Genomic DNA, 26,047 nt, shown 5'->3' on the forward strand with positions numbered 1-26,047 from the left:
GTGGGCGAATACTGCAGCAGGTGCCCGGGCGAGCTCTGGGGACAGCCGGGCCTATGTCGTCCCGGGGAGCGTCAGAATGGGTCCATGCTGACCGTGCCGTCGGACCACATCGTGACGAGACGTCTGACAATTCGTCGGGAGACGGCCGATGACGCTGCCGCTGTGGCCGCGTCCATCGGCCGCAATCGCGACCGACTGCTGCCGTGGCTCGGATGGGCGACCGAGGAGGCTGCCTCCGTCGAGGCGCAGACTGTTCGGATCACCCGGAGCGGTGAGCAGTGGGACGCCGGGGAGATGTTCGACTACGCGATCGTCGATCGAGCGACGGGGACATTCTGGGGCAAGATCTCGATGCACCGCCGAATCGGACCTCGCGGTGTCGAGCTGGGGTACTGGCTCGATGGCGCGGCCGAAGGGCGAGGCGTGATGACCGAAGCAGTCGCCATGATCCGGGACGAAGCCCTCGGTCTCGACTGGGTGGACCGGGTCGAAATCCACTGCGACGCGGCCAACGTGAGGAGCCGAGCCATCCCACGCCGACTCGGTTTCGAACTCGACAGATCAGAGTCGCGTGTCGCGACGGCCGCATCGGAGACGGGAATGTGCACCATCTGGCTGCAGAGAAAGACGACGAGCGGAAGGCGGTGAGCAGCATGACCAACGACGCGCCGACCGATCGTGGGCCCGTGTTCGACGGTGTCCGCATCGGTAGGCCTGCGACGGGCGCGTTGATCGACGCCGGGTATCGCACGGTGCTCGACCTTCCGGCGGACCTCGCGGTGTTGTCCGCGCTGCACGGAGTGGGGCCGTCGGCGATCAGGCGGTTGGCCGAGGCGCGCGACGATCGGCGTTGACGGGAACGATCCCTTCCACCTCCAAGATATAGCGCACGGTGGGGCTTGCGGCAAGCCCCCGCGGTCGGCGCAGTATGGCTCGCTCGATGCCATGACCTGCACGTTTCACCGATCGGAGCCGACCTGTGGACACCGTGTTCGCCCTGCCCCCGCACCGCCGAGCCAAGGCCGACCCCGCCTCGATCGCGGCGGATGATCGACATCTCGCCAGAATCGACGCGGCCCTGCGTCGGTCCCTCGCCCATCTCGAACGACGCCTCGCCCGGACTCGCGCCGCCCCTGGCCGATCCGGCCAGGACGCGATGGAACGCGACCTGGAGACACATCGGCTCACCGCCGAGATTTGCGCAGTGCGACGTGTCGGGCGGGACATGTGTCTGGGACGACTCGTGCCGGCGGACGGAACGGCCCCGGTGTACGTCGGGCGGCGCGGACTTCTCGACGAGACCGGTCATCCTCTGCTCGTCGACTGGCGCTCACCAGCAGCAGCACCGTTCTTCGCCGCGACCCCGGCACGTCCGATGGGTGTTGCCTGGCGTCGTCGCTACCGGTGGACCGGAGGACGAGTGAGCGATTACTGGGACGAGGTGTTCACCGCCGAGATCCCGCACGGCGCCGTGGCATTGGACGATCGGTCGGCCTTCGTCGCCGATCTCGGGGCGGCGCGGTCGTCCCGCATGCGCGACGTGCTGGGCACCATCGCAGCGGACCAGGATGCCATCGTCCGCGCTCCGTCCCGAGGAGTGCGTGTGGTGGACGGCGGCCCCGGAACGGGAAAGAGCGTGGTCGCACTGCACCGTGCGGCCTACCTTCTGTACGCGGATCCGCAGGTCGAACACCACCGCGGCGGGGTCCTGGTGATCGGACCGCACGAGCCCTACCTGTCGTACGTCGCCGACGTGCTTCCTGATCTCGGAGAGGACGGCGTCCGGGTGTGCCTGCTCGACGAGATGGTTCCCGAGGGCCGGAATGCAGTCGCGGAGAGCTCGCCACGCGCCGCCGCGGTGAAAGGCTCCGCGTCGATGACGGAGATGATCGATCGCGCGATCCGCTTCTACCAGACACCGCCCGCGAACGACATGGTCGTCGAGACCGAGTGGGGTGCAGTGCTGCTCCGGGCAACCGACTGGGCGGAAGCCTTCGCGGCACCCGACGCGGAGACTCCGCACAACGATGCGAGAGAGGAGATCTGGGCGGCGCTGGGCGACATCGTCGTCGACCGCCTCGCCGGCGACGTGTCGGCCGCCGAGCTGACGTCGTCGCTGCGGGAGATCGACGAGCTTCGCGACAGCGTCGAGTCGTCGTGGACGGTGATCGATGCTCCCGATCTCGTCGCCGACCTCTGGGCCGTGCCGGCATACCTACGCCAGTGCGCGCCCTGGTTGGACGAGGACGACAGGGCCGCGGTCCGCAGAGACCTCGGTGCTCCCTGGACGACTGCGGATCTCCCTCTTCTCGACGTCGCTCGTCGCCGCCTCGGAGACCCACGGGCGACGACGATGCGCGTGCGCCGTGCCCGGACGATCGCCTCCGAGCGTGCGCGCCGACGCGCGGTGGTCGACGATCTCGTCGAGTCCGACGATTCGGAGCTTCGTGTCATGTCGATGCTCCGCGGCGACGACCTGCAGAATGTGCTGGACGAGAACGAGTTTCCGACGGGCGAACCGGATCGGCTTGCTGGTCCGTTCTCCCACGTCGTCGTCGACGAGGCCCAGGAACTGACGGATGCGCAGTGGCAGATGGTCCGTGCCCGCTGTCCGTCGGGCAGTCTCACGGTGGTGGGTGACCGCGCGCAGGCCCACAGCGGTTTCCCGGAATCCTGGGAGGCGCGGCTGGCGCGTGTCGGATTCACCGACGTGGCGGTGTCCACGCTCGACGTCAACTACCGCACACCGGCCGAGATCATGGCCGCGGCCGAACCGGTCATCAGAGCGGTCCTCCCCGACGCGAACGTGCCCCGTTCGGTCCGCAGCACCGGGGTGGGCGTTCGCCAGGCCGGAGTGGACGACCTGGACGCGATTCTCGACGAGTGGGCCGCGGCCGGTGAGGGCGTGGCATGCGTCATCGGTATGCCGGCTCGGCCGGACACCGAGCGGATCCGTTCTCTGAGCGCACGGTCGGTCAAGGGGCTCGAGTTCGATCTCGTCGTCCTCGTCGAGGGGCCGGGTCTGGACAGCGCCGTCGACCGCTACGTGGCGATGACGCGGGCGACCCGGCAACTCGTGGTGCTGAGCTGATCGACTGGTGCGGGTGGGATGGTTCCGAGACGGCATTCCTGGTGTCCCTCGTCGGTCGAGACCTCGTCTGTCTCAGGGTGGGGTCGGGGTGTTCCCGGATGTTCGGGCGAGCGGAACGTTCCTAGTGTCGATCGTGTGCAGACACCCTCGGGAACGACACGCATGAGAATGCCTGCGGCGGTGGCCTTTCTCCTCGCTGCGGCAGCCGGGCTGCTGCATGCGGCCGCGAGCGCGTACTGGGCGGTGGGTGGTCGATGGCAGCTCGCCTCGGTGGGGGACTGGGCGGTGACCCTGGCCGACGACCGACCGGTGGCGAGCGGTCTCGCGCTCGGTGTCGTCGCTGTCGTGAAGGCCGGCGCTGCTGTCCTTCCGTGGGTGAACGAGCGGGTCCGAGGCCACGGTCATCGGCAGGTCCGCATGTGCGGGTGGTGCGCGGGCGGTGTGCTGTTCGTGTGGGGCGCAGTGTCGACAGTGTCCGCGGCGGCGGTGCTCGCCGGCGTCATCGTGCCCGACGGCGGGTACGACCGGACCGCGATGATCGGGCATGCCGTGGTCTGGGATCCGCTGTTCACGGTCTGGGGCGCAGCGCTGCTGACCGGGTTGTGGTCCACCACGCACCGGGCCACAGCGCTGACGCAAACTCGACGATGACCGGAGCGCGACGACTCGTCGCCGTGTTTCTGGGCGCCCTGACACTGCTCGCACCGTCGATCTGCCCAGCGGCCGGTCTAGGGCACGACGAGGAGTCGTTGCAGGGCCTCGTCACCCGGTGGGCCTCGGAGATCGGTGCACCAGGAATGGCCGCACGGATCGTCGACAGCGACGGTGCACGGTCTGCGGCATTCGTGGGAGTCGACGGGGACGGACACGACATCGACGGGTCGACCCCGTTCGTCTGGGGGTCGGTGTCGAAGCAGTTCGCGGCAGCGACAGCGAGGGGCCTCGAGCGCGAGGGCGTTCTCGACGCCACAAGCCCTGTCGTCGAGGTGGTCCCGCAGGCTCGCCGAGTGCTCTCCGACCCCGCAGTGACCGTCGACGACCTCGTTCATCACGCCAGCGGGCTGCCGCACGACATCACCGTGACGGACGAGTGGACCCGAAGGGGTTCCGCGACAGACGCCGTCACCGCCCTCGACGCGCCGAAGGGGGCTGGACCTCGTGGTGAGTTCCGGTACTCGAGTCTGAACTACCTGCTCCTGCAGGCTGTGATCGAGCAGGCGGGAGGGTCCTCCTACGCGGACGCCGTGCGCCGCGTCGTACTCGATCCCGCCGGTAGTGACGCCATCACCGACCCGCAGCTGTTCGTCGACAGTGTTCCGCGGGGACACGTTCCGTTCTTCGGTTTCTCCCGCCCGGTCGACGTCGGCGTCGATTCGGCGGGGTTGGGATACGGCTACCTCGCCGGCTCCATCGACGACCTGGGACGCTATGCGTCGTGGCGACTGCGGGAACGTCGCGACGACGAAGCCCGGTATCGCGAGGTGCCGACAGCTCAGGGTTCGACCTACGGTGACGGCCTGTTCCACGAGAGGATCGATGGCCACGATGTCTGGTGGCATGCGGGTGCGGTGCCCGGCTACTACACTTACGTCTCTGTGATTCCGTCGCTGGACACAGCAATCGTGTTGGCGGCGAACCGATACGGTGAGATCGAGGCCGATCGACTCGCGGCCGTCGGCCGGAACCTGACGACGTCGGTGACGGGTGGACGGACGAGCGAGCTACCCGAGTCCTCGGCGTCCACCGTGCTCGGAGCGCTCGCTGCGATCATCGCGACGCTGGTGGTCGGCATCGGCGTTCACGCGGTCCGCATCGTCTCGGGCAGGACGCCCCAGCGGACCAGAGGAGTCGCCGTCGTGCGCGGGGTCGTTGCGGTCGGGGTAGGGACAGCGGCCGCTGTCGCCGTCCTGTTCGGACTGTCTTCTTCGACCGGCGCGGGGTTGTCGGTGGCAGGCAGGTGGGCGCCGGACGTGGCTCTGTTGGTGTGGGTATTGCTCGTGGCGATCGCTGCGGCCGCCGTGGTCGACGTGCTCGGGCAGGTCGTGGCGTGCCGACGTGTCCGTGGGGCGCAGTGAGGTCAGGCATCGGGAGTGTTGCTGGTGTGCACTCGCCGACGCTCTGTCCGGCGTTCACACGAGGTCGCGGCGGCGCAGAGCCCACGATCCGGTGGTCAGAAGTGCTGTGGCCACGACGATGAGGATGAACGCGGCGGTGAGTGGAACCGGCGCGCCGACGTCGGCGGGAAGATGCGTGTGCGGTGCTGTGTCGCGCAACCACTGGGGAGCGCCGATGAGGGTACCGAGCGGCCCCAGCAGCAGGTCGAGGACGACTGCGGCCCACCCGACTGCGATCCACCGGCTTCCGAATCCGTATGCGGCCCAGGCGATCGCGGCGACAGCAAGGGTTGCCGGCAGCTGCGACACCGCTCCGACGAGCACGTCGACGACACCGGGGCCGTCTCCGCCGACGGCAGCAGCCCCGGTGACGAGCCCGACACCTGCCAGAAGCAACACGAGGGTTGCCGTGACTGTCGCCGTGGCGGCAGCGGCGAGCAGACGGGACACAGGGGAGACGGCGGTAGCGAGGAGTATTTCCGCGCGACCCGTCCGGTCGTCCTCGCGCAGGTGCCCGACCACGGACACCGCGGCAGCCGACGCGGCGATCGCCACGATGCCGAGGACGGTGTCGATCAAGGCGCCGACGAGGCCCGATGACGCCGCCCCCGAACCGCCCCCGATGTCTCGGAGTACGTCACCTGTCGCCCCGGACGCACCCACGAGATCGTCGATGGAGTCGGTGAGCAGCCCGACGAGGAGACAGTAGGCGAAGGCACCGGACATCCACGGCACCAGCGAGGCTCCCATGGTCCGGACGGTGACTCCGAGAGTCGAGATCGGCCATCGTGCGACCGGCGGGCCCGGTCGCGGCTGCACCAGGCCTGCACCCAGATCACGCCTCCGCACGACCGCTGCCGCAACTCCGAGGCCGACCGCACACAGGGCCACGCACGCGAGGAACGGCGATACGGCGCGGTCGCCGAGTGGGTCCACGCGTTCGGCCCACCCCAGTGGTGACAGCCACGTCATCCAGGCGAGTCCGCCCACGGCGTCACCGATCCCTCGGACGAGGTACGCGGTGAGCAGTACGACCGCCGACGTGGCGATGGCCGTTCGCGACGTCGTCACGACCTGGTCGACGACCGCGGCGACACCTGTCGCGGCGAGTCCGGCGCCGACGAACTGGAGAGCGAGGAAAGTCGCGGCCGGCGCGGGCACTCCGGCCAGGGCGGCCGCCGCACCGGTCGACACGCCGGTCGCGACCGCAGCCCCCATGGCGGTGATCGCCGCAGCCGCCAGAGGTGCCGCTGCGCCGATGGCGCCCGCCCGCACGAGCTCCATCCGCCCCGTGGCTTCCGGGCCGCGAAGGTGTCGCGTCACCGTCGCGGCGACGATGATCGCGACGACGAGAAGCGCGAAGGCGCCCACCCGCCAGACGGCGATCTGGGCGATGCCCGATGTGTCGCGAAGCGGGCCGAGAAGGATCCGGAAGACCGCGTTCGCTGCCGAGCCGTCGGCCAGTGCGGCGCGCGATGTCGCATCCGGGTACAGAGGCGCGAGCGACGCCGCGGTCAGCAGGTACAGGACCGGCACCACCAGGACGCCGACCGGGGTCGTGAATCGTTCGGTGCGCAGGGCGAGACGAAGCAGGTACGTGGTTCCGGCGAGCCGGCCCGGTGGGCGGTCGCCGGGGCGATCAGCAGTGTCACGCCGGTCGGAGAGCGTGGTCATGAACGATCACCGTCGGAGTCGTAGTACCGCAGGAACAACTCCTCCAGAGACGGTGGCGCCACCGTCAGATCCACGACGCCGAGAGCGCCGAGTGCGGCGACCGCAATGGGCATGTCCGCACGGGTCACGGAGAAGGTGACGCGCCATCGACCGGTCTCGGCGGACCCGACGACGTCGAGGTCGCTCACGCCGGGGGTTCTCGCCAACGACCCCGGGTCTCCCGTCACCTCCGCTGTCACGTGCACGGTGGTGACATGGCGGAGGTCGGCCAGCGTGCCGCTCTCTACCGTCCGCCCGGCGCGGATGATCGTGACTGTGTCGCAGAGTTTCTCGACTTCGGACAGGATGTGGCTGGACAACAGCACCGATGTTCCCTGGTCGGCGATCTCCCGAACGCACTCGGCGAACACGTTCTCCATGACGGGATCCAGGCCGGACGTGGGTTCGTCGAGGACGACCAGGTCGGCGCGCCCCGCGAACGCAGCGATCAACACGACTTTCTGACGGTTCCCCTTCGAGTAGGTCGAGACACGTCTGGTGGGGTCGAGGTCGAAGCGCTCGATCAGGGACTCGCGTGCGTGGGCGTCCACGCGAGCGCCGCGCATTCCGAGCAGCAGGTCGATCGTCTCTCCTCCGGTCAGTCGTGGCCACAACGCGACGTCGCCGGGCACGTAGGCAAGACGCCGATGGACACTCACGGCATCACGCACCGGGTCTGCGCCGAGTAGTCGTACCGTGCCGGCGTCGCGGTGCACCAGTCCGAGAAGAATCCGGATCGTCGTGGACTTGCCCGCGCCGTTCGGGCCGAGGAACCCCGCGATCGCACCTTCGGACACCGTCAAGTCCAGCCCGTCGAGCGCCCGGTGTCGGCCGAATCGTTTGACCAGTCCGGCTATCTCGATCGCATTGCCGGCATCGTTCATGATCGGCTGTCTCCTGTTCCGTCGAGCGGAGAACCCGCAGCGCGGGCAGCGAGGACGGCGTCGAGGGCCGAATTGTCGGTGAGTAGTCCGTGGGTGGCGTACTCGGCGGCGGGCACCATCGTGCGGTCGCTGTAGGCGCGGAGGATGGCGGCACCGTCGCTCGGGTCTGGTGGAGGATTCATCGCCATGTCGATCGTCAGCGTCCCCAGCGCCATCGTGACGAGATAGCGGGCGCGCGCTGCCTCGTCGACAGAGGCGCGGACGGTTCCGGCCGCCACCGCAGCCCGCATCGAACTCTCCACGTCATCCACCAGTCGATCGACGAACGTCCGGGCAGAATCCCCACCTTCGGCCATCAGACGAGTGACGTACACCAGTAGCGGGCCGTGTTCGGCCATGGACTGCAGCGTCTCGTTCACCGCATCACCCACTGCGCCACCGGACGAGTCGCTCCCATCGGCTCCCAGGATTCGGCCGGTGCGATTCCGGGTCGAGTCGAGCACGTGCGCGTCGCATTCGGCACGCAATCCCGCCTTGTTCGTGAAGTGGTGGATGACCAGACCCGGACTCACTCCCGCTCGGACGGCAATCGTTCGAATGGGTGCACCGAAGCCGTCGCTCACGAACACGTCGATCGCGGCGTCGCGGATACGTGCTCGTGCTGTGAGGTCGCGATCGGCGGCGGTTGAACGCATGTTCAATATGCTAAACGTCTATTCAGGCCGCGGCAAGGGTCTGTTCCGCCCGATCCCGCCCACGCCACCGCGCCCGCAGTCGTCTCGATTCGGAGCCAACGGCATTCGGTCCGCCGATGTTTCCCGCGCGACGATCGACGTAGCCTTCTGCAGAGCACTCGAGCACGGCGGCCCCATTCGTCCGATGAGGGCCGGCTGCCGGACTCGTCGATTCATCCACGGCTGGGGGGCCTGCATGACCACGTTCGAGACGACGCGTGCGATACGAGCGAGCGACCGAAAGTTGCCGCATCCGCGGAGGCGCCTGCCTGTGCTGGGAGACGTACTCGATCTTCACGTGACGGAGTCCAGCCAGTGGGGAATGCGCGACGCGCAGAAATACGGCTCGATCTTCGAACGCAACGTCGTCGGCACTCGGGTCACCTACGTGTCCGGGCCCGTGGAGGTGGCTGCGGTCAACGACGAGAAGACGTGGGCCAAGTTCCTCGGTGTGCCGCTGCGGAACCTGCGTTCCGTCGCGGGGGACGGTCTGTTCACCGCCCACAACTCGGAGCCGTCGTGGGCTGCGGCGCACGCCATCCTGGCGCCGGCGTTCACGCAGTCGTCGATGCGCGGCTACCACGACGCGATGGTCGCGAAGACCACTCGGCTACTGGCGTATTGGGACGGACTCGGTGCAGACGCCTGGGTCGATGTTCCTGCGGACACCAACAAACTCGTTCTCGAGATCATCGGTGACGTCGCCTTCGGGTACGACTTCGCGTCGTTCGACACCTCCGAGCCCCACGAGCTGATTGCGCGCATCTCGCGCGCCCTGCGTTACATCAACCGCGCGGCCTACTCACATCCGTTGGTGGAGGCCACCGTGTTCCGCCGTCAGCGAGACCAGCACAAGGCCGACGTGGTGGCTGTTCGCCGGATCGTCGACGACATCGTCGCAGCACGGCGCGGCAGTCGAGACGGTGGGAGCGACCTGCTCGGTCTCATGCTCGACACGGTCGATCCTGTTACAGGACAGAGACTCTCGGACGAGAACATTCGAAACCAGATCCTGACGTTCCTCGTGGCGGGGCAGGAGACGTCGGCCGGTGTGTTGGCCTTCGCGCTCCACTTCCTGTCGTTGCATCCTCAGGTCGCGGAACGAGTGCGGGCGGAGGTGGAGCTGATTCGACCCGAGGGCGAGCTTCGTTTCGAGGATGTGGGCAAGCTGCGGTATCTGCGCCGCGTCGTCGACGAGACTCTGCGGTTGTGGCCTGTGGCGCCCGGCTACTTCCGCAAGGCGCGGCAGGACACGCGGGTGGGACAGCATCCATTCGAGAAGGGGGAGTGGGTCTTCGTCGTCCTGCTGCAACTTCATCGTGACGCCGGGTGGGGCAACGATCCCGAGGCGTTCGACCCCGACCGGTTCGAACGGTCGCGGGTACCGGCGAATCTCACCGACCTGTACAAGCCGTTCGGCACCGAAATGCGGGCGTGCATCGGTCGTCAGTTCGCTTATCACGAAATAGTGGTCGCACTGGCGATGATCGTTCAGCAGCGGACCCTGGTTCCTGAGCCCGGCTACGTTCTGCGGGTGGAGGAGACCATCACGCTGAAACCGCGGGACTTACGCCTGCAGGTCGGCCGTCACGCACCATTCTGACGATCTCTGCTGGATTGAGGAGGACGCTGCGTAGGGCAGCTGACGGGTTGGCGTCGTGCACCGCGCGGGGAGCCAACCGTCAACGGTATTCCCAAACCAGGCGAGTGCCCTCGATGAAGGGTTGGTATTTCGACCACAGTGTGACGCGCATGTCGAAGGTGGTGTTGCGTTCGAGGGAGAACGCCAGTTGCTCGAGCATGGCGCTGAGTGATCTCCACAGCGGAGGCTTCCAGGGTGCGTCCGCGTCGGGGTGGATGTTGACGCACCCGTGCAGGGGGCCTGTCCGAGTGTCGACGAACAGCGTGTCGGCGTTCGACTTGGCGAAAGCCACGAACCCGGGCAGCATCATCGGCGCTGGAGATCCCGCCGGCTTTGCCATCTCTTCGTCCATGTCGATGGGCTCCCCGAATGCCGGGTTCGCGTTGAAGTCGATCCACAGTCGATGATCGCTCAGTAACCTGTCCAGGCTCAGGAGCTCGAAGCCGGGTGGTATCAAAGCGATACCGCGTTGCTCTGGAGTCAGCTCGGCGCGGTGGTAGAGATCCCGCACCTCGTCGGTCCACGGGCGCGTCGCCTTCTCTGCCGCCGCGATATCCGCGTCTGTCGCACCGCGAAAACTGACGCCGATATTCGCTTCGAGAATGGCCGACACCCGGGCCCACTGAATGTCGACTGAGCTCGGAGCGGGCGTTCTCAGCAATCTGGCGACATCGTTGGCATCGGCAGAGGTCAGAATGGTGGCAATCTCTGCGGCGTCGAGGTCATCGTGGGCCATCGCCCAAGTCTCCCACGACCTGACTCTTCATCGCCGGATCGTGGCGAAGGCCGCTGGTTGGCGCACAGTGTCGGTCGGCGCTTGTCGCACGTGTCGAGTGCCTGGATCTGTAGGGGTTTGTACGCTGTCGCTCGCGGTGAGTCCGTGCAAGCGTGGAACAGATGCAGACCATCACGCACCGCAGCCCGGCCCATGGCAGGCGTACCGCATCAGTGCATCCAGCTGTCTTGCCGCGACGAGACCGCCGGTGATGGGCGCGCTGCGTACCCGCCGCGACCCGGTTGCGGAACTGGTCTTACTCGCGATCGGTGCGGCGCTGTTCGCGGTGGCCCGCGTGCTCGATCTGGACGGCCTGTTCATCGGGTCGATCTTCCTGTGCGCCTTCGCTGGACTGGCTGCGTTGTTCTCCAGCAGGTTGGCCCAGCAGAGCTTGGGGACGAAGATAGCCGCGACCGTCATCGGGCTCGCAGTGACTGCGTTCGGCGCCGTGTGGATGATCACGCACGCTTCCTCGACCGAGATCTTCTCGCCCGCAATGCTTCTGTACCCCGGTGGAGAAGGTAGGCCGCAGCGATCATTCGAGCGCGTGTCCGCCAGCATCCGTAGGTCAGTCCCGTATCGGCGGCGAATGCTCGCCGGATCGTTTTCTTACTGACTACGGCACCAACAGGAGCTTTCAGCGCTACACGAGAGCGATCAACGCTTTCGCCGCGGCCCTGGACAATTCCACCGTGTCGGAAGGACAGTAGAGCCGGACTGCCCGGACGCACCGATGCGTCACGTACGGCGTTCGCTCTGTCCGAACACACGTCGACGAACGACGGCGCCGGCGACACTACACACCGCAGCGCAGACAAGGCCGCTCGCGACGGCGACGCCCGGTGCGAGGGAGGTCAATCCCGCAACGAGTGACACCCATGCGAGGACCACTGCGCCGGTCTCCAGGCGCGCCGCCAGGACTGGCCCTGTTCTCCGTCTGTGCGCCGACACCGCCTTCAGGTACAACCCGTAGGCGGCATAGACCGTGGTGTACGCACCGATGCAGAACGCGAACACACCCATCGCGAACCACCCGGGGACAACGTCGTAGGGAGCGTCGCCGAGGGCGGACATTGCGGCGACCGAGATGGGCACCACCAATGCCGTTCCGATGTACAGGAGGACGGCGAGGCCCAGCACCGAATCCTTGGGCGACGACGTCCACGACATCGCACCACTGTAACCAACTGATCGGTCTAGATCGTGCTCGCCGCTGCCGCGCATGGGCGGGTCACGGCGTGTCCGTGCGAGACCTGACCGAGAGAATCGCCGCGACCACTGCTCCGACCAGCAGGAGGAGGACCACGTCGTCGCTGCGATCGGCCGCCGACGTGCCTCCCCAGGTCGCCACGCGCACGATCACCGCAAGTAGGTAGAGGCCGATCGCGGCGGTGCGTGGATTTCCCATGACGGCACCGTATGCCTGTATCGACGCCGCATCAACGCCGAAGGCGAATGAGTGGCAGCGTACGAATGGTCTATCGCTCGACGGTGTCAGATCCGGTGCGCTGCCCCCCTGGGAGAACTTTCGGCCGAATGTGCCGATCCTGCTACGGGTATCGGCACCGACTCTTGCGCTGCGTCGCGGGACGTGTCATTCTCGGACACATGACAACCGGAAAGGCGGACACCGCCACCCTCGCGTGAGCGCCGCAGCAACACCCTTCGCGGTCAGGGCAAGAACCGCATCGTCTTCGATTCATCAGATGGCATCCGTACCCACGTTGCGGGACACGTGGCTCGCGCTGGGTCTGTCCACTCTGCCGTCCGACAGGCCGACCGCCGAGGCCGCCGTAGCGGATCTGTACAGGCATGCAGGGTTCCGTTGTCCCGAGTTCGTGTGGGTACCGTCCCCACCGGCTGGCGCCGAACTGATTGTCTCCGAACAGTTGTCGGGTACGAACTCTCTGACGTCCGGTGCTGCCGCTCGAATCGCGTCGACCGTCTCACGGTCACGCGAACGTATGGACAACCGCACGGGCGGGGTGTCGCGACGATGGCCTTCCGACAGTCGCTCCCTCTGGGCTGCACGCACGCAGCCACTGGCGGAGTCCGCGCGGCAGGGGATCGCGCCCGACGAGTTGCTGCGAATCGCGGTGTGGGATTCGTTGCGCACGAGCCTGTTCGATGGAGTGGCGGCCGCTGTGCGGTCACTCGTTCAGCGACCGACGGGAAGCGTGGCGTGGTACGGGCAGCAGGAAGCGCACCGGCTCGCGTACTACGACATCCATCGCACACTGGGCATCTCTGCCTTCCGCGGTACGGATCACGCCATCCTCGATACTCAGACAGCCCTCGCGGGGGCGACCGGCTGGTGGTGGGCATTCGACAGTGTCTGCGTCATGTCCGAGCGACCTGGAATTCTTCAGACCGAACCTCTTCCGGGAGCGGTGCACAACGAACGGCGACTGCACGGACAGAACGAGCCCGCAGTCCAGTTCGCCGACGGACGATCCGTTCATGTCGATCACGGGACCATCGTTCCCGAGTGGGTGATCACCGAACCCACCGTCGAGCGCATCGCACGCGAACGGAACATCGAGGTACGACGGTGCGCCATCGAGCGCATCGGGTGGGACGTCTACATCGACGAGGCCGGACTCGAACTCGTCGACCGGACGGACGATCCGGGAAATGCCGGCGCCCAGCTGTCGCTCTACGCCACGCCGACCAGCTGGGTGGACGACGGCCGAATTCTGCTCGTGGTCAACGGTTCTGTCGAGCGGGACGGTCGGCGGCGACGCTACGGGTTGCCGGTTCCGAACGGTATGACGTCCGCACTCGACGCCGCCGGATGGACCTACGGCATCACCGGCGACGACTACTCCCGTCTCGTGCGCCGCACGTGACCACATCCCGCCGACCCGAGGTGACTTCGATGACCACGACCATGACTCTGTCCACACTCACGGCCCTGACCGGCCTCGACGTCTTCGACTATCTCGATCGAGACGTGTCGATACCCGTCGTCGACGGGCTTCAAGCTCAGGGCGACCTGATCGTCGTGCCGCGTCCGATGATCCTCCACGTACAGGCATTTCGGGGCACGCGGTCCGACGACGTGCCCCTCACCGGCGTCGAACTGCTTCGCAGCGCTGCCGGCGGCAACCCTCACAGTCTCGTCTGCGAGAAAGGCCACTGCATGTGGTCCACTCCGGTGTTCGATCCGAACGGCCTTGCGTTGGGCATCCTCGACACCGAGGTCACGGCGTACTTGATTCATCCCGAACACGGTGCGACAGGAATTGCGCCGGGCTCCTACGTCATCAGCAGGCAACGCGAGCGTGGAGTGGGTCGACACTTCCGATCAGCGCGGTTGGTCGCGGATTGACGCACGCGACCAGCCAGGGGCGCGGCTGACACCGCGCCCCTGGTGACGACAGGATCAGTCGGTGACGGCCACGAACTCGTTCGGAGTGACGTCGAGTTCGCTGCTGACGGTGACGTCACCGGTGGTCAGATCCACGGCGTGGATGCTGTCGGTGTCCGGTTCGGTGACGTAGGCGGTGTCGCCGGTGATGGAGATGCCGGGGTGTGCGTCCTGGTACTCGCTGGGGCCTTCCCACTCACCGATGACAGGGTAGGAAGCGGTGAACTCGCGCGTCTCGGGATCGAAGACGTGCAGGGCGCCGTCGGTTCCGATGATGTAGGCCTTGTCGTCGGGTCCACGGGAGACCCCGCGCCAGGTGTACTCGGCACCGTCGGGCATCTGGACGACGTCCAGCGTCTTCGCCACGGTGTCGATGACGGTGACCGCCTGCAGCAGTGAGCCTTCCGCGTCGGCGTCGTTCTTGTAGTCGCCGACGACCAAGGGACTGGTCTCGCTGACGTACGCGTTGCCCGTACGCCCGTAGGGCTGGTCCGGAGCGTCGAGCTTGGTGATCTCGCCCTTGTCGTAGACCAGGACACCGTTCTCGCAGCCGAATACGACGATCTCGTTCTGTGCCGTTCCCTCGCCGTGGACGCCGGGGCACTGATCGTTGCGCGCGATGACCGCACCGGCGGCATTGCGCACCTCGATACCGGTGCGTCCGTTGGCATTACCAACGGTGGTGAGGAACGTGCCGCCCTCGAGAACGACCGAGACTCCGTGATGCGCCTCCACACCGGGAATGCTCTCCACCTCGGGGAGACCGTCGCTCGACTCCAGTGCTGCCGTGTCGAAGATCGTGGTGTCGCTGGTACCGTCGGCGTACAAGATTGTCTTGCCGCCGTGCCGGACGACATGGCCCGCCTTCTCCGCCTCGAAGACCGTGTCCGTGAGCTGTGGTGCGTCCGTGGTGCCCGCGGCGGTGTCGAGTACTTGGAAGCCCTTGCTCGTGGTCACCATGACGTTGCGCCCGTCGCCGGCGAGGTTGAGGCGTGTGTAGTCCTCGGAGTCGAAGTCCGCGACGGTCTCGAGGGTGGCGGCGTCCAGCACCTGTACGCCGCCGTCGTAGGAGACCGCGACACGAGGGCCGGCCTGCATCGCTGCGGTGGTGCTCGTGGTGGAGTCGGCGGCGGTCGTGGTGGTTCCGGAGGAGCACGCCGCGAGAGTGACGACCGCGCCGAGCGCGAGCACAGTGGAGCCTGCCCGCCGGAAGTGATTGAGACGCATGTGAATCCTTTTCTGTGTGGGAACGATACCGATCAGGGGGAGAGGCCGGCGGCGATGCGTTCGGTGTTGACGCGCATCATCGTCAGATAGTCGGGGGCGCCGCCGTCGGGACCGGTGAGCGACTCGGTGAACAACTGCACGACGTCCACGCTGATGTCGGCTTCACTGGCGAGTGCCTGAACGAGTCGGTCGGGCGAGGACGATTCTGCGAAGACGGTGCGGACACCGGTGGAGTCGACGGCATCGACGAGATCGGACAGGTCGGACGCCGACGGTGCGGCGAGGGTGGTGCCGCCGGGAATGACCGCCCCGACGACCTCGAAGTCGAAACGGTCAGCGAGGTAACCGAAGACATGGTGGTTGGTGACGAGCGCACGCCGTTCGTCGGGGATCGCGGCGAACAAGGCGGACATCTCCTCGTCGAGACTCTGTAGCTGTCCGCGGTACTCGGCCGCTCGTGTCGACATGGTGGCCGGATCCACTCCGTCGAGATCGCCGAGCACCGGTTCCAAGGCATCGACGACGGCGATCATGCGGGCAGGATCGGTCCAGAAGTGGGAGTCCGGTCTGCCCGCCGCGTCGCCCTCCCGGTAGTCGAGCACGTCGATGACGTCCCCGGCGACGAACGTCGGAACCTTCTCTGCGGCTGCGGCGTCGAGATGCTGCTGTAGTCCCTCCTCCAATCCCAGCCCGTTCGAGACGACGAGGTCCGCCGAGCGCAGACGCGCGCCCTCCTGCGCGGAGATCTCGAACGAGTGTGGGTCGGCGTTCGGCTTCATCAGCGTCACGACCTCTGCCTCGTCGCCGACGAGTTCCTCGACGACGTCGCCGAGGATGTTCGTGGAGACCACGACCACCGGACGGTCGTCGGCTGTCGCCGAACATCCAGCGAGAAGGGCCACCACAGCCACTGCCGCCGCGGCCAGGAGACTGCCCGTCCGGTGTCCTCGCATCATCAACGTCCCGTCTCGGCCGTGAAGGCCGGTTCGGACGCGGTCTCGAACGTGCGGGAGACGCGGGCGTCGTCGGCGTAGTCGATCTCGTACAGCTTCCGTTCGGTGGGCGCGCTGAGGTAGGCGCGCTGCTGGTCGGCGATCAGAGTGGGTGTCTCACCGGCGGCCTGTGATGCGGCGACGAGCGCGCCCGTCTCGGCAACGACCGAACCGTCGGCTCCGTCCAGCACGAACACGCGGCCGTCGGCCGAGAGGCCGAGAAGATGGTCGTCGCTGTCGTCGACCGCCGACACATGCGTCAAGCGAGTGGGAGCGGGAAGGAGCGTCCACGACCTCTGGCGGGTGTCGAGTAACCAGATGCCCTGATCGCCGGCGAGGCCGGCGACGGTGGGGCGGCCCTCGCGATTGTCGAACGACGTTGCGGGAGGGGCGGACACGTCAGTCGGGTACGGGATCTTTTCCACTGTGAGTTCGTCTCCGGTGGCGGACGCGAGCAGCGCGCCGTCGGAGCAGCCGATCACGGTGCCGACACGCGTGGTGATGGTGCCGGCGGCGTCGGGGCACGACTCGACGAGACCGGTGCGCTTTCCGTCCGAGGTGTGTCCGACGACTGTCCGTGAGGGGCCGACCCCGTCGGTGACGAGGGCGAACGATCCGACGGGCACGACCATGCCGTCTCCCGGCGGGTTCTGCAGCCGGAACGACTCGGAGATCTCGCCCTTCGACAACGCCGCGGTGTCGAGCAGGACGGCGTCGCCGGAGTCGGGGAAGTAGAGCCCGGTTCCGCCCGAGGTGGATTGATTCGACGTGGCCACGGTCGCGTCGCCGGCGCCCTCGACGGTGCCGAGGAGCCGGGGTTCGGCGCGGTAGTAGTGGAAGTGGTCGACGTGGTCCCAGGTCCAGACGCCACTGTCCACGATCTCGATTCCCGCGTCCGTCCCGGCGAACAGGTAGCGTCCGTCGGTGCTCATCGCCTCGGGTGCACCGATGGTGCCGAGGTCGGACACCGATTCGTCCAGTAGGTCCAGGTGCGAGATCGAGCCGGTGGGATCGATGGTCGTGAGGCCGAGTCGTGGCTCGGCGAGTTCCGCGGCGTCGGCGATCGCTCCGTGGCCTTCGGCGGGTACCTCGTCGGCGGGGATCGTCGGAGCCTGCTCGGTGGAGCACGCGGTCAGGCCGACGACGAGGGCGAGAGCGGTGGTCGTGATGTGTTGTCGCACAGTGTCCTTTCGGGTGAATCGGGTCGGCCGGTGTCAGACGGAGAGCGCCGGCGCTGATGTCGTGCGTCCGATCGACGCGGTCGCCGCCCTTGCCGCCACCGACAGGCCCGACAGCGCGATCGCCGTCGCGGCGACCGTGGCGCCGGCCGCCGTGGCCGCGTGCCACGAGATGAGCAGACCGACGAACACCGACAGCACACCGATCGAGGCGGCCGCCACCATTCGAGTCGGTATCCGAGTGGTCCACTGCCCGGCGGCGACGGCAGGTGCGAGCAGGAGTCCGACGACCAGAAGCGAGCCGACAGCCTGGTAGGAGGCCACGACAGCAAGCGTCACCAGGGCGACCAGAGCAGCCTGTGCCGCGCGGGGAGCAAGGCCCAGTACCGACGCGATGCGGGGATCGAGCGCGAGCGCCACCAACGAGCGGTGGAAGCCCGCGGCCACCGTCATGCCGACCACCACAGCGACGGCCAGGAGTGCGATGTCCACGGACGTGATGGCCAGTATGTCTCCGAACAGGATGGACGTGGCATCGGTGGCGAAGCTTCCCGAATGGGAGATGATGATGACTCCCAGTGCCAGCATCGAGACGAACAGCATGCCGATGCTCGTGTCGTAGGAGAGGGATCCGCGACGCTGGAGCGCAGCGATGCCGAGGCTCATCACGACCGCGCTGAGCGCGCCGCCCACCAGCGCGGGCGCTCCCAGGACCGTCGCCAGGGCGACTCCGGGCAACATCCCGTGCGCGAGGGCTTCTCCCAGAAAAGCCATGCCGCGGATGACGACCCACGTACCGACGACCCCGCACAGCACCGCCACGAGTGCGCCCCCGACGAGGGCGCGTTGCACGAAGGCGAGCGAGAAGGGCTCGACGAGCGCCTGAAATGTCACGCTTGGGATCGTAACGATAGTGATAACCATTTCCAAAATTGTTAAGGTGGGTCCATGACCAAGATCGACACGACCCGACTCGCTGCTCGGCTGCGCAGTGCCCGCGTGGAGTTCGACGGACACGTGGCCATCGACGGGGTCGACCTCGATGTCGTCGCGGGAGAGGTGACGGCGATCGCAGGTCCGAACGGTGCCGGCAAATCCACACTGCTGGAGATGATCGCGGGAACGCGTGCGCTGACGTCCGGCACCCGAGTCGCGACGCGGGCACTAGGATTCGTTCCACAGCGCGCGGCGGTCCCGGACCGACTGCCGGTGACGGTGCGGGACGTCGCGACAGTCGGCGTCTGGGGCGGGAGGCGGGCGTGGCGCCGTCTCGATGCCGAGTCTCGCCGTGTCGTCGACGACGCGCTCGATCGCCTCGGTATCAGCGAGCTCGCAGACAGGCCCTTCTCCGCGTTGTCAGGCGGTCAGAGACAGCGGGCGTTGCTCGCGCAGGGCCTTGCGCGTCGCGCTGATCTTCTGCTTCTCGACGAACCCACGACGGGTCTGGACGCGACGAGCGGGGATCGCATTCGGGACGTCATGAGGGCTGAAGCCCGGCGCGGCGTGGCAGTCGCCTGCGTGTCTCACGATCCGCTCGTGATCGACATGGCCGATCGGGTCGTGAAGCTCGAGGCGGGGCGGGTGGTCCGCTGATGGGCGTTCGAGTGTCACCGATCGCTACGACTCAGGAGGGGCTCTGCTGCTTGTGGTTCCGACGGTCGATACGTGCTGCAACGCCCGCTGCGACGACGGCCGCGAACATGGCCACCACGACCGCGAGTACCGAGCGGGAACCCACGGTCCCGGGTTCGAGAACGAGAATCGGGTCGGCACCACTCGTCCATCCGAACTCGTACGGACGGTCCGGAGGAGCGGACAGTGTGACGACGGCGAGCATGGTCGGGATCAGCAGGCCCACGGAAGTGATCGTCGGATCGGACGGTCGGGACGACAGCAGCGAATAGACGATGGCAGCAGGCAGGACCACGGCATACCCGACGGTGGACACGACGCCGTACGGGAACAGAGCCGACGCGCAGACGAGCGCGAGGATGCAGCAGCCCACCGGAGTGGAGGGTGCCCACCGCGCTGCGAGGGCGCCGACGGTGAAGCCCGCGATCGCGAGGAGAACGAGCCACCACGCGTTCCACACCATTCCTCCCACGAAGGTGCAGGCCACGGCAAGCCCTGCGCACAAGAATGCACCGCTGTCCGCGGAACCGATGGCTGCCCCGACGATCACGACGACCGTCGCTGCCGCGGCCACTGTCCACTGACCGACGGACGCACTGTAGTCACCGAGGAACGCATACACGACCCACAGCAGACCGACCGCAGCGGCCATGCGCCAGTGCACAGTTCGGGGACCACGGGTCACGACGTGCGGCATCGAGATCGTGCTCGCGAGTAGCACTGCGGTCACCACGAGCACCGGGATCGGCACGACCGGCTCGGGGAAGAATGCGTCGCCCGGCAGACTCACCGACCATCGGAAGCGGTCCGGATACTGCTGCGCAACGAGTGGGGAGAAGCGGTAGGCCGATGCGGCCCCGAGAGCCAGAGCGACGAATGCGGTGCGACTGGTGTGGGCCAGTGTCACCGCCGTGACGAGGATCAGTCCGGATCCGACACCGGCCACAGTCACGGACCACGCCGTGGAGATGTCGACCACCGCCGGCGTTGCCAGGACGGCGGTGCCCGCCGCGCCGACACCGGTGATCAAGCCCCGCCGCGAGTGAGTGAACGCCACACGGACAGCCGTCAATACCACCACGACTGCGACGACGCCGGCCCACGCGGGAGTGAGGAACACAGAGCTGACAGGAGAATCGCGCTCTGCCGACATCAGATCGGTGGGCGGGGTGGACATCACCGCGAGACACGCTGTGAAGGCGCCCGTTCCGGCGGCGACGCTCGCCCGAGGGTCGTACTGTCGCCACTGCACGGCGACCAAACTACCGCGGTGACACACGGAGGCAGCGATGAGTACCGACCACGAGCAGCCGGACGACCCACGCGCCCACTGGCGCGTTCTGCCGCAGACGGTGTCACCGACAGACGACGGAGTGCAGACGCAGACGACGCAGGTCGATCTCGATATGCCGCCGTCGTTCGATCCGATTCAGGGAATGGTGCGCACGTACCGCTGACGACGGCCGCTGCCGCCGGCCGACTCAGTCCCGGCGACCCACCACCGGGTTGAGCTCGGACTCCGCGAGTCCGCCGGGCTCGATGCCGGGGAGGAACTCGCGCCACGTGCCGCTGATCAGGGTCGGCGATTCCACGACACGGGTGCCGTCGGCGAAGTACGTGGTGGCGAGTGCTCGACGCGGCTGCGTCGTCCGGTTCGGGCCCGCGGTGTGGAAGCACAGCGCGGAATGGAACGACACGTCTCCCACCGCGAACGGCTCCGCTTCCACCGCGACGTCGCGCTGGAGGAAGCGTTGGGTGACGGCCTCGTCGTACGACGTGCCGACCTTGTCGAACTCCAGATCGGCGACCTCGTCCAACACGTCCCGGCCGCGGGCGAAGGACAGCGGACCCATCCGGCCCGGGATGGCCGACATCGGCATCCACGCGGTGACGGCGTCGGTGGTCTGCAGGGGGAAGTGTTCGGCGTCGTGATGCCACGGCGTGCGCCCGCAGCCGGGCTCCTTGGACAACGCATTGTCGTGGTACAGGCGAACTCCGGGCACGTCGAGCAGTGCCGCGGCCAGACCGCCGATGCGGGGCGAGAGCGCCACGGTGCGCATCAGATCGTCGTGGAGCCACATCTGCTCGAGCGCGGTGAATCGCCCGGCGACGTCGTCACCGTGCTCCGCGCGCAGCAACTCCTCGAGTCGCTCGGCGAGGCGGCGCACCACCGCCGGCGACAGCACTGCGGGCAGTCGCACGAAAGCCTGCCGTGCGAAGGCCTCGACGGAAGCGGGATCGAGGACGTAGGGCTCGGCCAGCTCGCGCTCGATCTGCTCGTCCGTGGCGGCTTCGACATCGGGCAGGCCGGGACCGTCCACCAGTTCGGTGGGCGCCGCATCGTTCGCGGCCAGGGTGACGTACCAGTCCCACCAGTCCTGATCGTCGCCTGCCCAGTCCTGATCGATACCGCCGTCCCGGTTCTGTTCGGGCAGGCGATCATTGGTGGTCGAGTCGTTCAGAGCCACAGCAGGGCCGCCTCGTGCGAGAAGGTGTAGGAACCGGACGCGTCGCGGCATGAGGCCAGGTACTCGCCCAGCACCGGAGCGGCTTCCATCTCTTCCAGCGACACCGAGTCGTCGAACGCGCAGCGCTGGAGAAAACCTTCGGCGATGCCACGGTCGGAGGTACCGGTCGTGTAGGTGACGCGCTGATCGCGTACGTCCGCGCCGGCTCGTGTCAGTGCGTCGCGCACCTGCTCGGCGGTCGTGTACGGCGTCGCCTCGCGCACCCCGGCGCGGAAGGCGTCGTAGAACGCGAGGTAGTGCGAGGCAGCCGTGGCCTGTGCGACCAGGCCCAGGCCTCCGGGAACCAGTGCGGCCACGAATCGTTCTGCCGCAGCGTCCAATTCGTCCGGCGGCAGTGCGTAGAGAGCGTGGGTGGCCCAGACGACGTCGTAGCCGGCGTGATCCGCGGGGAGGTCCTGCAGGGTCATCACCAGGTCGTGCCTGGCCGCGAACGGCGCACCGAGCGCGCCGCGTGCCTCGGCGACGGAGAACGCGGACGGGTCGAGCAGGTCGTAGGCCAGCTCGGGAACCGCCGACAGGTCGGTGTAGCGGCGCAGCGCGGTGGGGAACTTTCCGCTGCCGCATGCCACGTCGAGCAGCGACCAGCCCTCGTGCGCGCGGTCGCCGAGGAGCGTCGGCCAGTCGGCGGCCAACGCCAGCTGCCGGTAGTCCTCGGTCGCGAGAGCGTAGAACGCCTCCATGCCCGTGCGACCGGCTTCGCTCCAGTGCTCGAGGCTGCGCTCTGCTGTGTCTCCGCTGCTCATGTCACTCCTCCTGAAAGGAGCCGACCGCAACACACCGGATGAGGCGTCGTGATTGACTCGTATCTGATGTCCAACATAGCTGCGCCACCGCCCACCGAGCTCGCCGCAGTGCTTCTCGACGGTGTGCGCGCCGTGCGGCGGGGAGCTCCGGCCCTGGCCGGCCTCGAACCCGACTCCTACGCCCGCCTGCATTCCGCTTTCGAACTGCTCTCCGATCAGCGCGATCTGATCGCCGAGCACCTTGCCGGCAGGCTGGGTACCAGGGGGGACGGACCGATCTCGGTGCTGTCCGTGGGATGCGGTGACGGCGTGCTGGACGTCCGTCTCGCCGCCGGTCTGGTGTTGGCGGTGCCAGGGCGCCCCGTGCGGTACGTCGGAATCGATCCGTGGATCGGCAGTGTCGAGCGCTTCACCGCCACGATGGCCGCGCTGGGTGCCGACGAGCTGAGTGCCGACGGCCACGTGGCGTCGTTCGGTGACTCCCCGGTGGACGACGAGACCTTCGACGTCGTGATGTTCGTGCACTCGATGTACTACGTCGCCGACGTCGGGGCGACCCTGCGCGCTGCTCTCGCGCTGCTACGTCCCGGGGGCGAACTGTGGGTGGCCGTCGCACCGTCGGCCGAGCTGAACGCGCTGGTGGGAGTCCTCGCACCGCCGCTCGCGGGTCATCGACAGTGGTTCAGCGGTGACGTCGGAGACGCCTTCGTCGACGCCGGGATCGTCGTCGACGACGTGGCCACTCTGCACGCGCTGGTCGATCTCGCGTCCGCGAGCGACGAGGTGCTCGACTTCGCGGTGCAGGCCAGGCTGACCCCCGATCTACAGGGCCCGGTGCGGGCCTACCTCGACGCGGTGTCGGTCCCCGGCGCGGACGGAGGCCTTCGAGTGCCGCATCCAGTGGACGTGTTCACCGCGTCCCGTCACTGACCCCGTCCCGCAGTGCGTCGTCGATCGTCTCGCCCACGGCAGCCGCGCCCACGGCGGTCATGATCGTGCCGGCATGATCGAGGCCGTCCAGTGCTCTGACGGACGTCAGCTCGAGAGCGTCGATGTCCTGCGGCGAGTACATCGGCGGAGACCCTGCCCCGACGCTCCACTGCGCGTGCAGGAATCGGATCGGCACCGTCAGGTCGCGGAACCGCGAGTCGCCGAAGAAGACGTCCGTGGCGTCCGCGACGACCGCATCGGTCGACAGCCGGATCGCACCGTCGGCCAGATCATGAGCGGCGTACTCCCGGAGGAGCGGATCGTCACGGTCCAGCAGCGGTAACGACGTCGACACCAGGAAGTCGAGGTAGTCGTCGAGGTCGTCCCATCGCTGCCGCGTTCGCGCGATCCTGTCCTCGAACACGGCTGCGACGGTGTCTCGGGTGAGACCGGCCGGCGGTTCCACCGGCACGCCTCCGTCGACGAGAACGAGACTCTTCACTCTGGATGGGAACCGCGCTGCGAATTCCACTGCGGCGAATGCACCCATCGACATGCCGCACACGTGCACGGAGTCGAGTCCCAGGGCCTCGAGAACGGCGTCCAGATCGTCCGCGTGACGGGCGAGCGACGACGCGCCCGTGACGTCGACGCTGTCACCGCGGCCGCGGAGGTCCGGCGCGACGAGCGTCAGGTGTGGCGCCTCCGCGTGCAGCCAGTTCCACAGCATGCGCTGGCTGGACACCCCGTGGATCACGAGGATCGGATCGGAGCTGCCCATGAGTGTCTCGACGGTGATGTGTCCGCCCGACACCGGTACTCGTTCGACGGTCATGGTGCAGACACTAGGAGGTCGGACCCCGTGATGACGGTGGAAGTACGTGCGCTGCACGTTTCGCTGTCCGATTCGGGTCACGGTTGTACCGTCGCAGAGTCACGAGGCCACGAGGGACGCACCTCGACGGCCACACACCGTCGAAGAAGGGGCCTCATGCCCGACACGTCACCGCGCAGGCACCACGAGATCGTCATCGTCGGCGGAGGCTTCTCCGGCCTGGGTACCGCTATCGCGCTCCGCAAGGCCGGTTTCGACGATCTTCTCATCGTCGACGACGGTGACGGTCCCGGCGGCACGTGGCAGTGGAACACCTATCCGGGCGTGGCGGTCGACATCCCGTCCTTCAGCTACCAGTTCTCGTTTGCTCAGCGATCCACCTGGTCGCGCAGCTACGCCCCCGGCCGCGAGTTGCGTGCCTACGCCGAGCAGATCGTCGACGAGTACGGCCTGGCGCCTCATCTGCAGTTCGGCACGCGCGTACACGGGGCCTCGTTCGATGCGCCGTCCGCGACGTGGTCGATCTCGACCAGCGCCGGCGACGTGACGGCACGCTGGTTGATCCACGCGGGCGGGCCGCTGAGCCAGCCCAAGCTCCCCGACATCGAGGGCATCGACACCTTCGAGGGCGCGACGATGCACACCAGCCGGTGGAACCACGAGGTCTCGCTGGCCGGTAAGCGGGTCGGCATCATCGGTACCGGCGCGACGGCGGTGCAGGTGGTCCCGGAGATCGCACCGGAGGTGGACCATCTGACGGTGTTTCAACGCACGCCCATCTGGTGCCTGCCGAAGCCGGACTTCCCGCTCGGCCGGATGGGACGCGCGAGTCTCGAGACAGTCCCCGGAGTCCGGCAGATCGCCCGCCTGGCGAGCCAGGCGTTCGTCGAGGCGACGTTCCCGGTGCTGGCGCACTTTCACAAGTGGGTTCCCGCCACCGCGGCTCTCCAGGTCGCCGCGCGACGGTACATCGCCGCACAGGTACACGATCCGGCCACACGGGACGCCCTGACTCCGACCTACGCGCTCGGGTGCAAACGGCCGAGTTTCCACAACTCGTATCTCTCGACGTTCAACCGGGACAACGTCTCTCTGCAGACGACGTCCATCGAGGCGATCACGCCCGGCGGCATCCGCACGAGCGACGGCGTGCAGCATGAGCTCGATGTGTTGGTCCTCGCCACCGGATTCAAGGTCACCGACAGGGACGCACTGCCGACGTATCCGCTCACCTCCGCCGACGGCACCGATCTGGCGGAGCACTGGGACGCCGAGAGGTTCCACACCTATCAGGGCGTCGCGACGGCGGGCTTTCCGAACTTCTTCACCGTCTTCGGCCCCTACGGATACAACGGCGCCTCGTTCTTCACCCTGGTCGAGAACAGTGCCGCGCACATCGTGCGTGTCCTGACCGAGGCTCGTCGACGCCGGGCCACCTTCGCCGAGGTGACCTCGGCGGCGCAGGAGCAGTACATGAGCGCGATACTGGCACGTCGGTCGTGGCAGGTCTTCACCGATCCGACGTGTGCCGGCGCCAACAGCTACTACTTCACCGCGAACGGGGACGTGCCGTTCCGGGCGTCGACCACTCCCGAGGCGGCATGGCGCAGCCGCCGATTCCCCCTGGCCGACTACGCCTTCGGTGGACGGGCGGGCTGA

At 67.6% G+C, this 26,047-nt stretch carries 27 protein-coding genes; 13 read left to right on the plus strand and 14 right to left on the minus strand.

Going from position 1 to position 26,047, the window contains the following annotated elements; all coding sequences use genetic code 11:
- The first annotated feature begins 84 nt into the window (after nt 1-84).
- From HQ308_RS18185 to HQ308_RS18205, 5 genes are all read left to right on the plus strand, one after another.
- Nucleotides 85-648, plus strand: coding sequence for a GNAT family N-acetyltransferase (locus tag HQ308_RS18185; protein ID WP_222647425.1), 564 nt, complete (start codon nt 85-87; stop codon nt 646-648).
- A 5-nt stretch (nt 649-653) separates the two neighbouring features.
- On the plus strand, nt 654-854 hold the full coding sequence (locus HQ308_RS18190; RefSeq protein ID WP_222647489.1) for a helix-hairpin-helix domain-containing protein: 201 nt from the start codon (nt 654-656) through the stop codon (nt 852-854).
- Between the two features lie 125 nt (nt 855-979).
- Nucleotides 980-3,091, plus strand: a complete 2,112-nt coding sequence (gene helR / locus HQ308_RS18195) for an RNA polymerase recycling motor ATPase HelR (RefSeq protein ID WP_222647426.1) — start codon at nt 980-982, stop codon at nt 3,089-3,091.
- A gap of 162 nt (nt 3,092-3,253) precedes the next feature.
- Nucleotides 3,254-3,742, plus strand: coding sequence for a DUF3995 domain-containing protein (locus tag HQ308_RS18200; protein ID WP_222647427.1), 489 nt, complete (start codon nt 3,254-3,256; stop codon nt 3,740-3,742).
- The gene (locus HQ308_RS18205) at nt 3,739-5,166 is read left to right on the plus strand and encodes a serine hydrolase (protein ID WP_222647428.1); all 1,428 of its coding nucleotides are present in this window, start codon (nt 3,739-3,741) and stop codon (nt 5,164-5,166) included. Before HQ308_RS18200 ends, HQ308_RS18205 begins: the two co-directional genes overlap by 4 nt.
- Nucleotides 5,167-5,220: 54 nt before the next feature.
- Here the strand turns inward: HQ308_RS18205 and HQ308_RS18210 are convergent, their stop codons facing one another.
- The 3 genes from HQ308_RS18210 to HQ308_RS18220 are packed head-to-tail and all read right to left on the minus strand — an operon-like array spanning nt 5,221 to nt 8,497.
- Nucleotides 5,221-6,879 (minus strand): hypothetical protein, encoded by a 1,659-nt coding sequence (locus tag HQ308_RS18210; RefSeq protein ID WP_222647429.1) that lies wholly within the window; start codon nt 6,877-6,879, stop codon nt 5,221-5,223.
- Nucleotides 6,876-7,805, minus strand: coding sequence for an ATP-binding cassette domain-containing protein (locus HQ308_RS18215; RefSeq protein ID WP_374198545.1), 930 nt, complete (start codon nt 7,803-7,805; stop codon nt 6,876-6,878). The genes HQ308_RS18210 and HQ308_RS18215 overlap by 4 nt, the downstream gene beginning before the upstream one ends.
- Nucleotides 7,799-8,497, minus strand: coding sequence for a TetR/AcrR family transcriptional regulator (locus HQ308_RS18220; protein ID WP_056448759.1), 699 nt, complete (start codon nt 8,495-8,497; stop codon nt 7,799-7,801). The genes HQ308_RS18215 and HQ308_RS18220 overlap by 7 nt, the downstream gene beginning before the upstream one ends.
- Nucleotides 8,498-8,732: 235 nt before the next feature.
- Between HQ308_RS18220 and HQ308_RS18225 the strand changes: the two genes are divergently transcribed.
- The gene (locus tag HQ308_RS18225; RefSeq protein ID WP_222647431.1) at nt 8,733-10,139 is read left to right on the plus strand and encodes a cytochrome P450; all 1,407 of its coding nucleotides are present in this window, start codon (nt 8,733-8,735) and stop codon (nt 10,137-10,139) included.
- 79 nt (nt 10,140-10,218) lie between these two features.
- Here the strand turns inward: HQ308_RS18225 and HQ308_RS18230 are convergent, their stop codons facing one another.
- Complete coding sequence (locus HQ308_RS18230) at nt 10,219-10,914, minus strand: hypothetical protein (RefSeq protein ID WP_222647432.1); 696 nt, start codon at nt 10,912-10,914, stop codon at nt 10,219-10,221.
- Nucleotides 10,915-11,161: 247 nt separating this feature from the next.
- On the opposite strand from HQ308_RS18230, the gene HQ308_RS18235 reads away from it, so the two are divergent.
- A complete protein-coding gene (locus HQ308_RS18235) occupies nt 11,162-11,569 on the plus strand; it encodes a hypothetical protein (RefSeq protein ID WP_156380572.1) in 408 nt (135 codons plus the stop codon).
- Nucleotides 11,570-11,691: 122 nt separating this feature from the next.
- On the opposite strand, the gene HQ308_RS18240 is transcribed toward HQ308_RS18235, so the two are convergent.
- Together HQ308_RS18240 and HQ308_RS18245 are read right to left on the minus strand one after the other, a co-directional pair.
- On the minus strand, nt 11,692-12,123 hold the full coding sequence (locus tag HQ308_RS18240) for a hypothetical protein (RefSeq protein WP_027505539.1): 432 nt from the start codon (nt 12,121-12,123) through the stop codon (nt 11,692-11,694).
- Nucleotides 12,124-12,184: 61 nt separating this feature from the next.
- Nucleotides 12,185-12,361, minus strand: coding sequence for a hypothetical protein (locus tag HQ308_RS18245; protein WP_156380573.1), 177 nt, complete (start codon nt 12,359-12,361; stop codon nt 12,185-12,187).
- Nucleotides 12,362-13,130: 769 nt separating this feature from the next.
- Between HQ308_RS18245 and HQ308_RS18250 the strand changes: the two genes are divergently transcribed.
- Together HQ308_RS18250 and HQ308_RS18255 are read left to right on the plus strand one after the other, a co-directional pair.
- Nucleotides 13,131-13,802, plus strand: a complete 672-nt coding sequence (locus HQ308_RS18250; RefSeq protein ID WP_308115817.1) for a DUF6745 domain-containing protein — start codon at nt 13,131-13,133, stop codon at nt 13,800-13,802.
- A 29-nt stretch (nt 13,803-13,831) separates the two neighbouring features.
- Complete coding sequence (locus HQ308_RS18255; RefSeq protein WP_222629816.1) at nt 13,832-14,284, plus strand: hypothetical protein; 453 nt, start codon at nt 13,832-13,834, stop codon at nt 14,282-14,284.
- A gap of 54 nt (nt 14,285-14,338) precedes the next feature.
- Here HQ308_RS18255 and aztD read toward each other — a convergent pair whose 3' ends face one another.
- The 4 genes from aztD to aztB are packed head-to-tail and all read right to left on the minus strand — an operon-like array spanning nt 14,339 to nt 18,614.
- Nucleotides 14,339-15,550 carry a zinc metallochaperone AztD gene (gene aztD, locus HQ308_RS18260; protein WP_222647433.1) on the minus strand — a complete coding sequence of 404 codons (1,212 nt, stop codon included), beginning with the start codon at nt 15,548-15,550 and terminating at the stop codon, nt 14,339-14,341.
- Between the two features lie 32 nt (nt 15,551-15,582).
- On the minus strand, nt 15,583-16,506 hold the full coding sequence (gene aztC, locus HQ308_RS18265; RefSeq protein ID WP_308115818.1) for a zinc ABC transporter substrate-binding protein AztC: 924 nt from the start codon (nt 16,504-16,506) through the stop codon (nt 15,583-15,585).
- On the minus strand, nt 16,506-17,723 hold the full coding sequence (locus HQ308_RS18270) for an ABC transporter (RefSeq protein ID WP_222647434.1): 1,218 nt from the start codon (nt 17,721-17,723) through the stop codon (nt 16,506-16,508). Before HQ308_RS18270 ends, aztC begins: the two co-directional genes overlap by 1 nt.
- A 33-nt stretch (nt 17,724-17,756) precedes the next feature.
- Nucleotides 17,757-18,614 carry a zinc ABC transporter permease AztB gene (aztB, locus tag HQ308_RS18275; RefSeq protein ID WP_308115819.1) on the minus strand — a complete coding sequence of 286 codons (858 nt, stop codon included), beginning with the start codon at nt 18,612-18,614 and terminating at the stop codon, nt 17,757-17,759.
- 54 nt (nt 18,615-18,668) lie between these two features.
- Between aztB and aztA the strand changes: the two genes are divergently transcribed.
- On the plus strand, nt 18,669-19,313 hold the full coding sequence (aztA, locus tag HQ308_RS18280; RefSeq protein WP_222647436.1) for a zinc ABC transporter ATP-binding protein AztA: 645 nt from the start codon (nt 18,669-18,671) through the stop codon (nt 19,311-19,313).
- Between the two features lie 31 nt (nt 19,314-19,344).
- Here the strand turns inward: aztA and HQ308_RS18285 are convergent, their stop codons facing one another.
- Complete coding sequence (locus HQ308_RS18285) at nt 19,345-20,604, minus strand: hypothetical protein (RefSeq protein ID WP_222647437.1); 1,260 nt, start codon at nt 20,602-20,604, stop codon at nt 19,345-19,347.
- 37 nt (nt 20,605-20,641) lie between these two features.
- Here HQ308_RS18285 and HQ308_RS18290 point away from each other — a divergent pair, with 37 nt between their 5' ends.
- Nucleotides 20,642-20,809: a hypothetical protein gene (locus HQ308_RS18290; RefSeq protein WP_222647438.1), complete on the plus strand. Its 168-nt coding sequence runs from the start codon at nt 20,642-20,644 to the stop codon at nt 20,807-20,809.
- A gap of 24 nt (nt 20,810-20,833) precedes the next feature.
- On the opposite strand, the gene HQ308_RS18295 is transcribed toward HQ308_RS18290, so the two are convergent.
- Both HQ308_RS18295 and HQ308_RS18300 read right to left on the minus strand, forming a co-directional pair.
- Nucleotides 20,834-21,820, minus strand: a complete 987-nt coding sequence (locus HQ308_RS18295) for a phytanoyl-CoA dioxygenase family protein (RefSeq protein WP_222647439.1) — start codon at nt 21,818-21,820, stop codon at nt 20,834-20,836.
- A complete protein-coding gene (locus tag HQ308_RS18300; protein ID WP_222647440.1) occupies nt 21,811-22,623 on the minus strand; it encodes a class I SAM-dependent methyltransferase in 813 nt (270 codons plus the stop codon). The genes HQ308_RS18295 and HQ308_RS18300 overlap by 10 nt, the downstream gene beginning before the upstream one ends.
- Before the next feature lie 48 nt (nt 22,624-22,671).
- Between HQ308_RS18300 and HQ308_RS18305 the strand changes: the two genes are divergently transcribed.
- Nucleotides 22,672-23,553: a bifunctional 2-polyprenyl-6-hydroxyphenol methylase/3-demethylubiquinol 3-O-methyltransferase UbiG gene (locus HQ308_RS18305; RefSeq protein WP_222647441.1), complete on the plus strand. Its 882-nt coding sequence runs from the start codon at nt 22,672-22,674 to the stop codon at nt 23,551-23,553.
- Here HQ308_RS18305 and HQ308_RS18310 read toward each other — a convergent pair.
- Nucleotides 23,534-24,388 carry an alpha/beta fold hydrolase gene (locus tag HQ308_RS18310; protein ID WP_222647442.1) on the minus strand — a complete coding sequence of 285 codons (855 nt, stop codon included), beginning with the start codon at nt 24,386-24,388 and terminating at the stop codon, nt 23,534-23,536. The genes HQ308_RS18305 and HQ308_RS18310 overlap by 20 nt on opposite strands.
- A gap of 156 nt (nt 24,389-24,544) precedes the next feature.
- Here HQ308_RS18310 and HQ308_RS18315 point away from each other — a divergent pair, with 156 nt between their 5' ends.
- Complete coding sequence (locus HQ308_RS18315; RefSeq protein WP_056448723.1) at nt 24,545-26,047, plus strand: NAD(P)/FAD-dependent oxidoreductase; 1,503 nt, start codon at nt 24,545-24,547, stop codon at nt 26,045-26,047.

This window comes from Rhodococcus sp. BP-241 (assembly GCF_019836145.1).
Classification (GTDB): Bacteria; Actinomycetota; Actinomycetes; order Mycobacteriales; family Mycobacteriaceae; genus Rhodococcoides.

Excerpts from the sequence above, each read along its gene's own strand:
- HQ308_RS18240 (WP_027505539.1), bottom strand. The coding sequence starts at position 12,123 with ATGTCGTGGACGTCGTCGCCCAAGGATTCGGTGCTGGGCCTCGCCGTC.
- HQ308_RS18230 (WP_222647432.1), bottom strand. The coding sequence starts at position 10,914 with ATGGCCCACGATGACCTCGACGCCGCAGAGATTGCCACCATTCTGACC.
- HQ308_RS18310 (WP_222647442.1), bottom strand. The coding sequence starts at position 24,388 with ATGACCGTCGAACGAGTACCGGTGTCGGGCGGACACATCACCGTCGAG.
- HQ308_RS18220 (WP_056448759.1), bottom strand. The coding sequence starts at position 8,497 with ATGCGTTCAACCGCCGCCGATCGCGACCTCACAGCACGAGCACGTATC.
- HQ308_RS18300 (WP_222647440.1), bottom strand. The coding sequence starts at position 22,623 with ATGAGCAGCGGAGACACAGCAGAGCGCAGCCTCGAGCACTGGAGCGAA.
- HQ308_RS18290 (WP_222647438.1), top strand. The coding sequence starts at position 20,642 with ATGAGTACCGACCACGAGCAGCCGGACGACCCACGCGCCCACTGGCGC.
- aztA (WP_222647436.1), top strand. The coding sequence starts at position 18,669 with ATGACCAAGATCGACACGACCCGACTCGCTGCTCGGCTGCGCAGTGCC.
- HQ308_RS18210 (WP_222647429.1), bottom strand. The coding sequence starts at position 6,879 with ATGACCACGCTCTCCGACCGGCGTGACACTGCTGATCGCCCCGGCGAC.
- aztD (WP_222647433.1), bottom strand. The coding sequence starts at position 15,550 with ATGCGTCTCAATCACTTCCGGCGGGCAGGCTCCACTGTGCTCGCGCTC.
- HQ308_RS18315 (WP_056448723.1), top strand. The coding sequence starts at position 24,545 with ATGCCCGACACGTCACCGCGCAGGCACCACGAGATCGTCATCGTCGGC.
- HQ308_RS18255 (WP_222629816.1), top strand. The coding sequence starts at position 13,832 with ATGACCACGACCATGACTCTGTCCACACTCACGGCCCTGACCGGCCTC.
- HQ308_RS18205 (WP_222647428.1), top strand. The coding sequence starts at position 3,739 with ATGACCGGAGCGCGACGACTCGTCGCCGTGTTTCTGGGCGCCCTGACA.
- aztC (WP_308115818.1), bottom strand. The coding sequence starts at position 16,506 with ATGATGCGAGGACACCGGACGGGCAGTCTCCTGGCCGCGGCGGCAGTG.
- HQ308_RS18200 (WP_222647427.1), top strand. The coding sequence starts at position 3,254 with ATGAGAATGCCTGCGGCGGTGGCCTTTCTCCTCGCTGCGGCAGCCGGG.
- HQ308_RS18185 (WP_222647425.1), top strand. The coding sequence starts at position 85 with ATGCTGACCGTGCCGTCGGACCACATCGTGACGAGACGTCTGACAATT.
- HQ308_RS18225 (WP_222647431.1), top strand. The coding sequence starts at position 8,733 with ATGACCACGTTCGAGACGACGCGTGCGATACGAGCGAGCGACCGAAAG.
- HQ308_RS18245 (WP_156380573.1), bottom strand. The coding sequence starts at position 12,361 with ATGGGAAATCCACGCACCGCCGCGATCGGCCTCTACCTACTTGCGGTG.
- HQ308_RS18190 (WP_222647489.1), top strand. The coding sequence starts at position 654 with ATGACCAACGACGCGCCGACCGATCGTGGGCCCGTGTTCGACGGTGTC.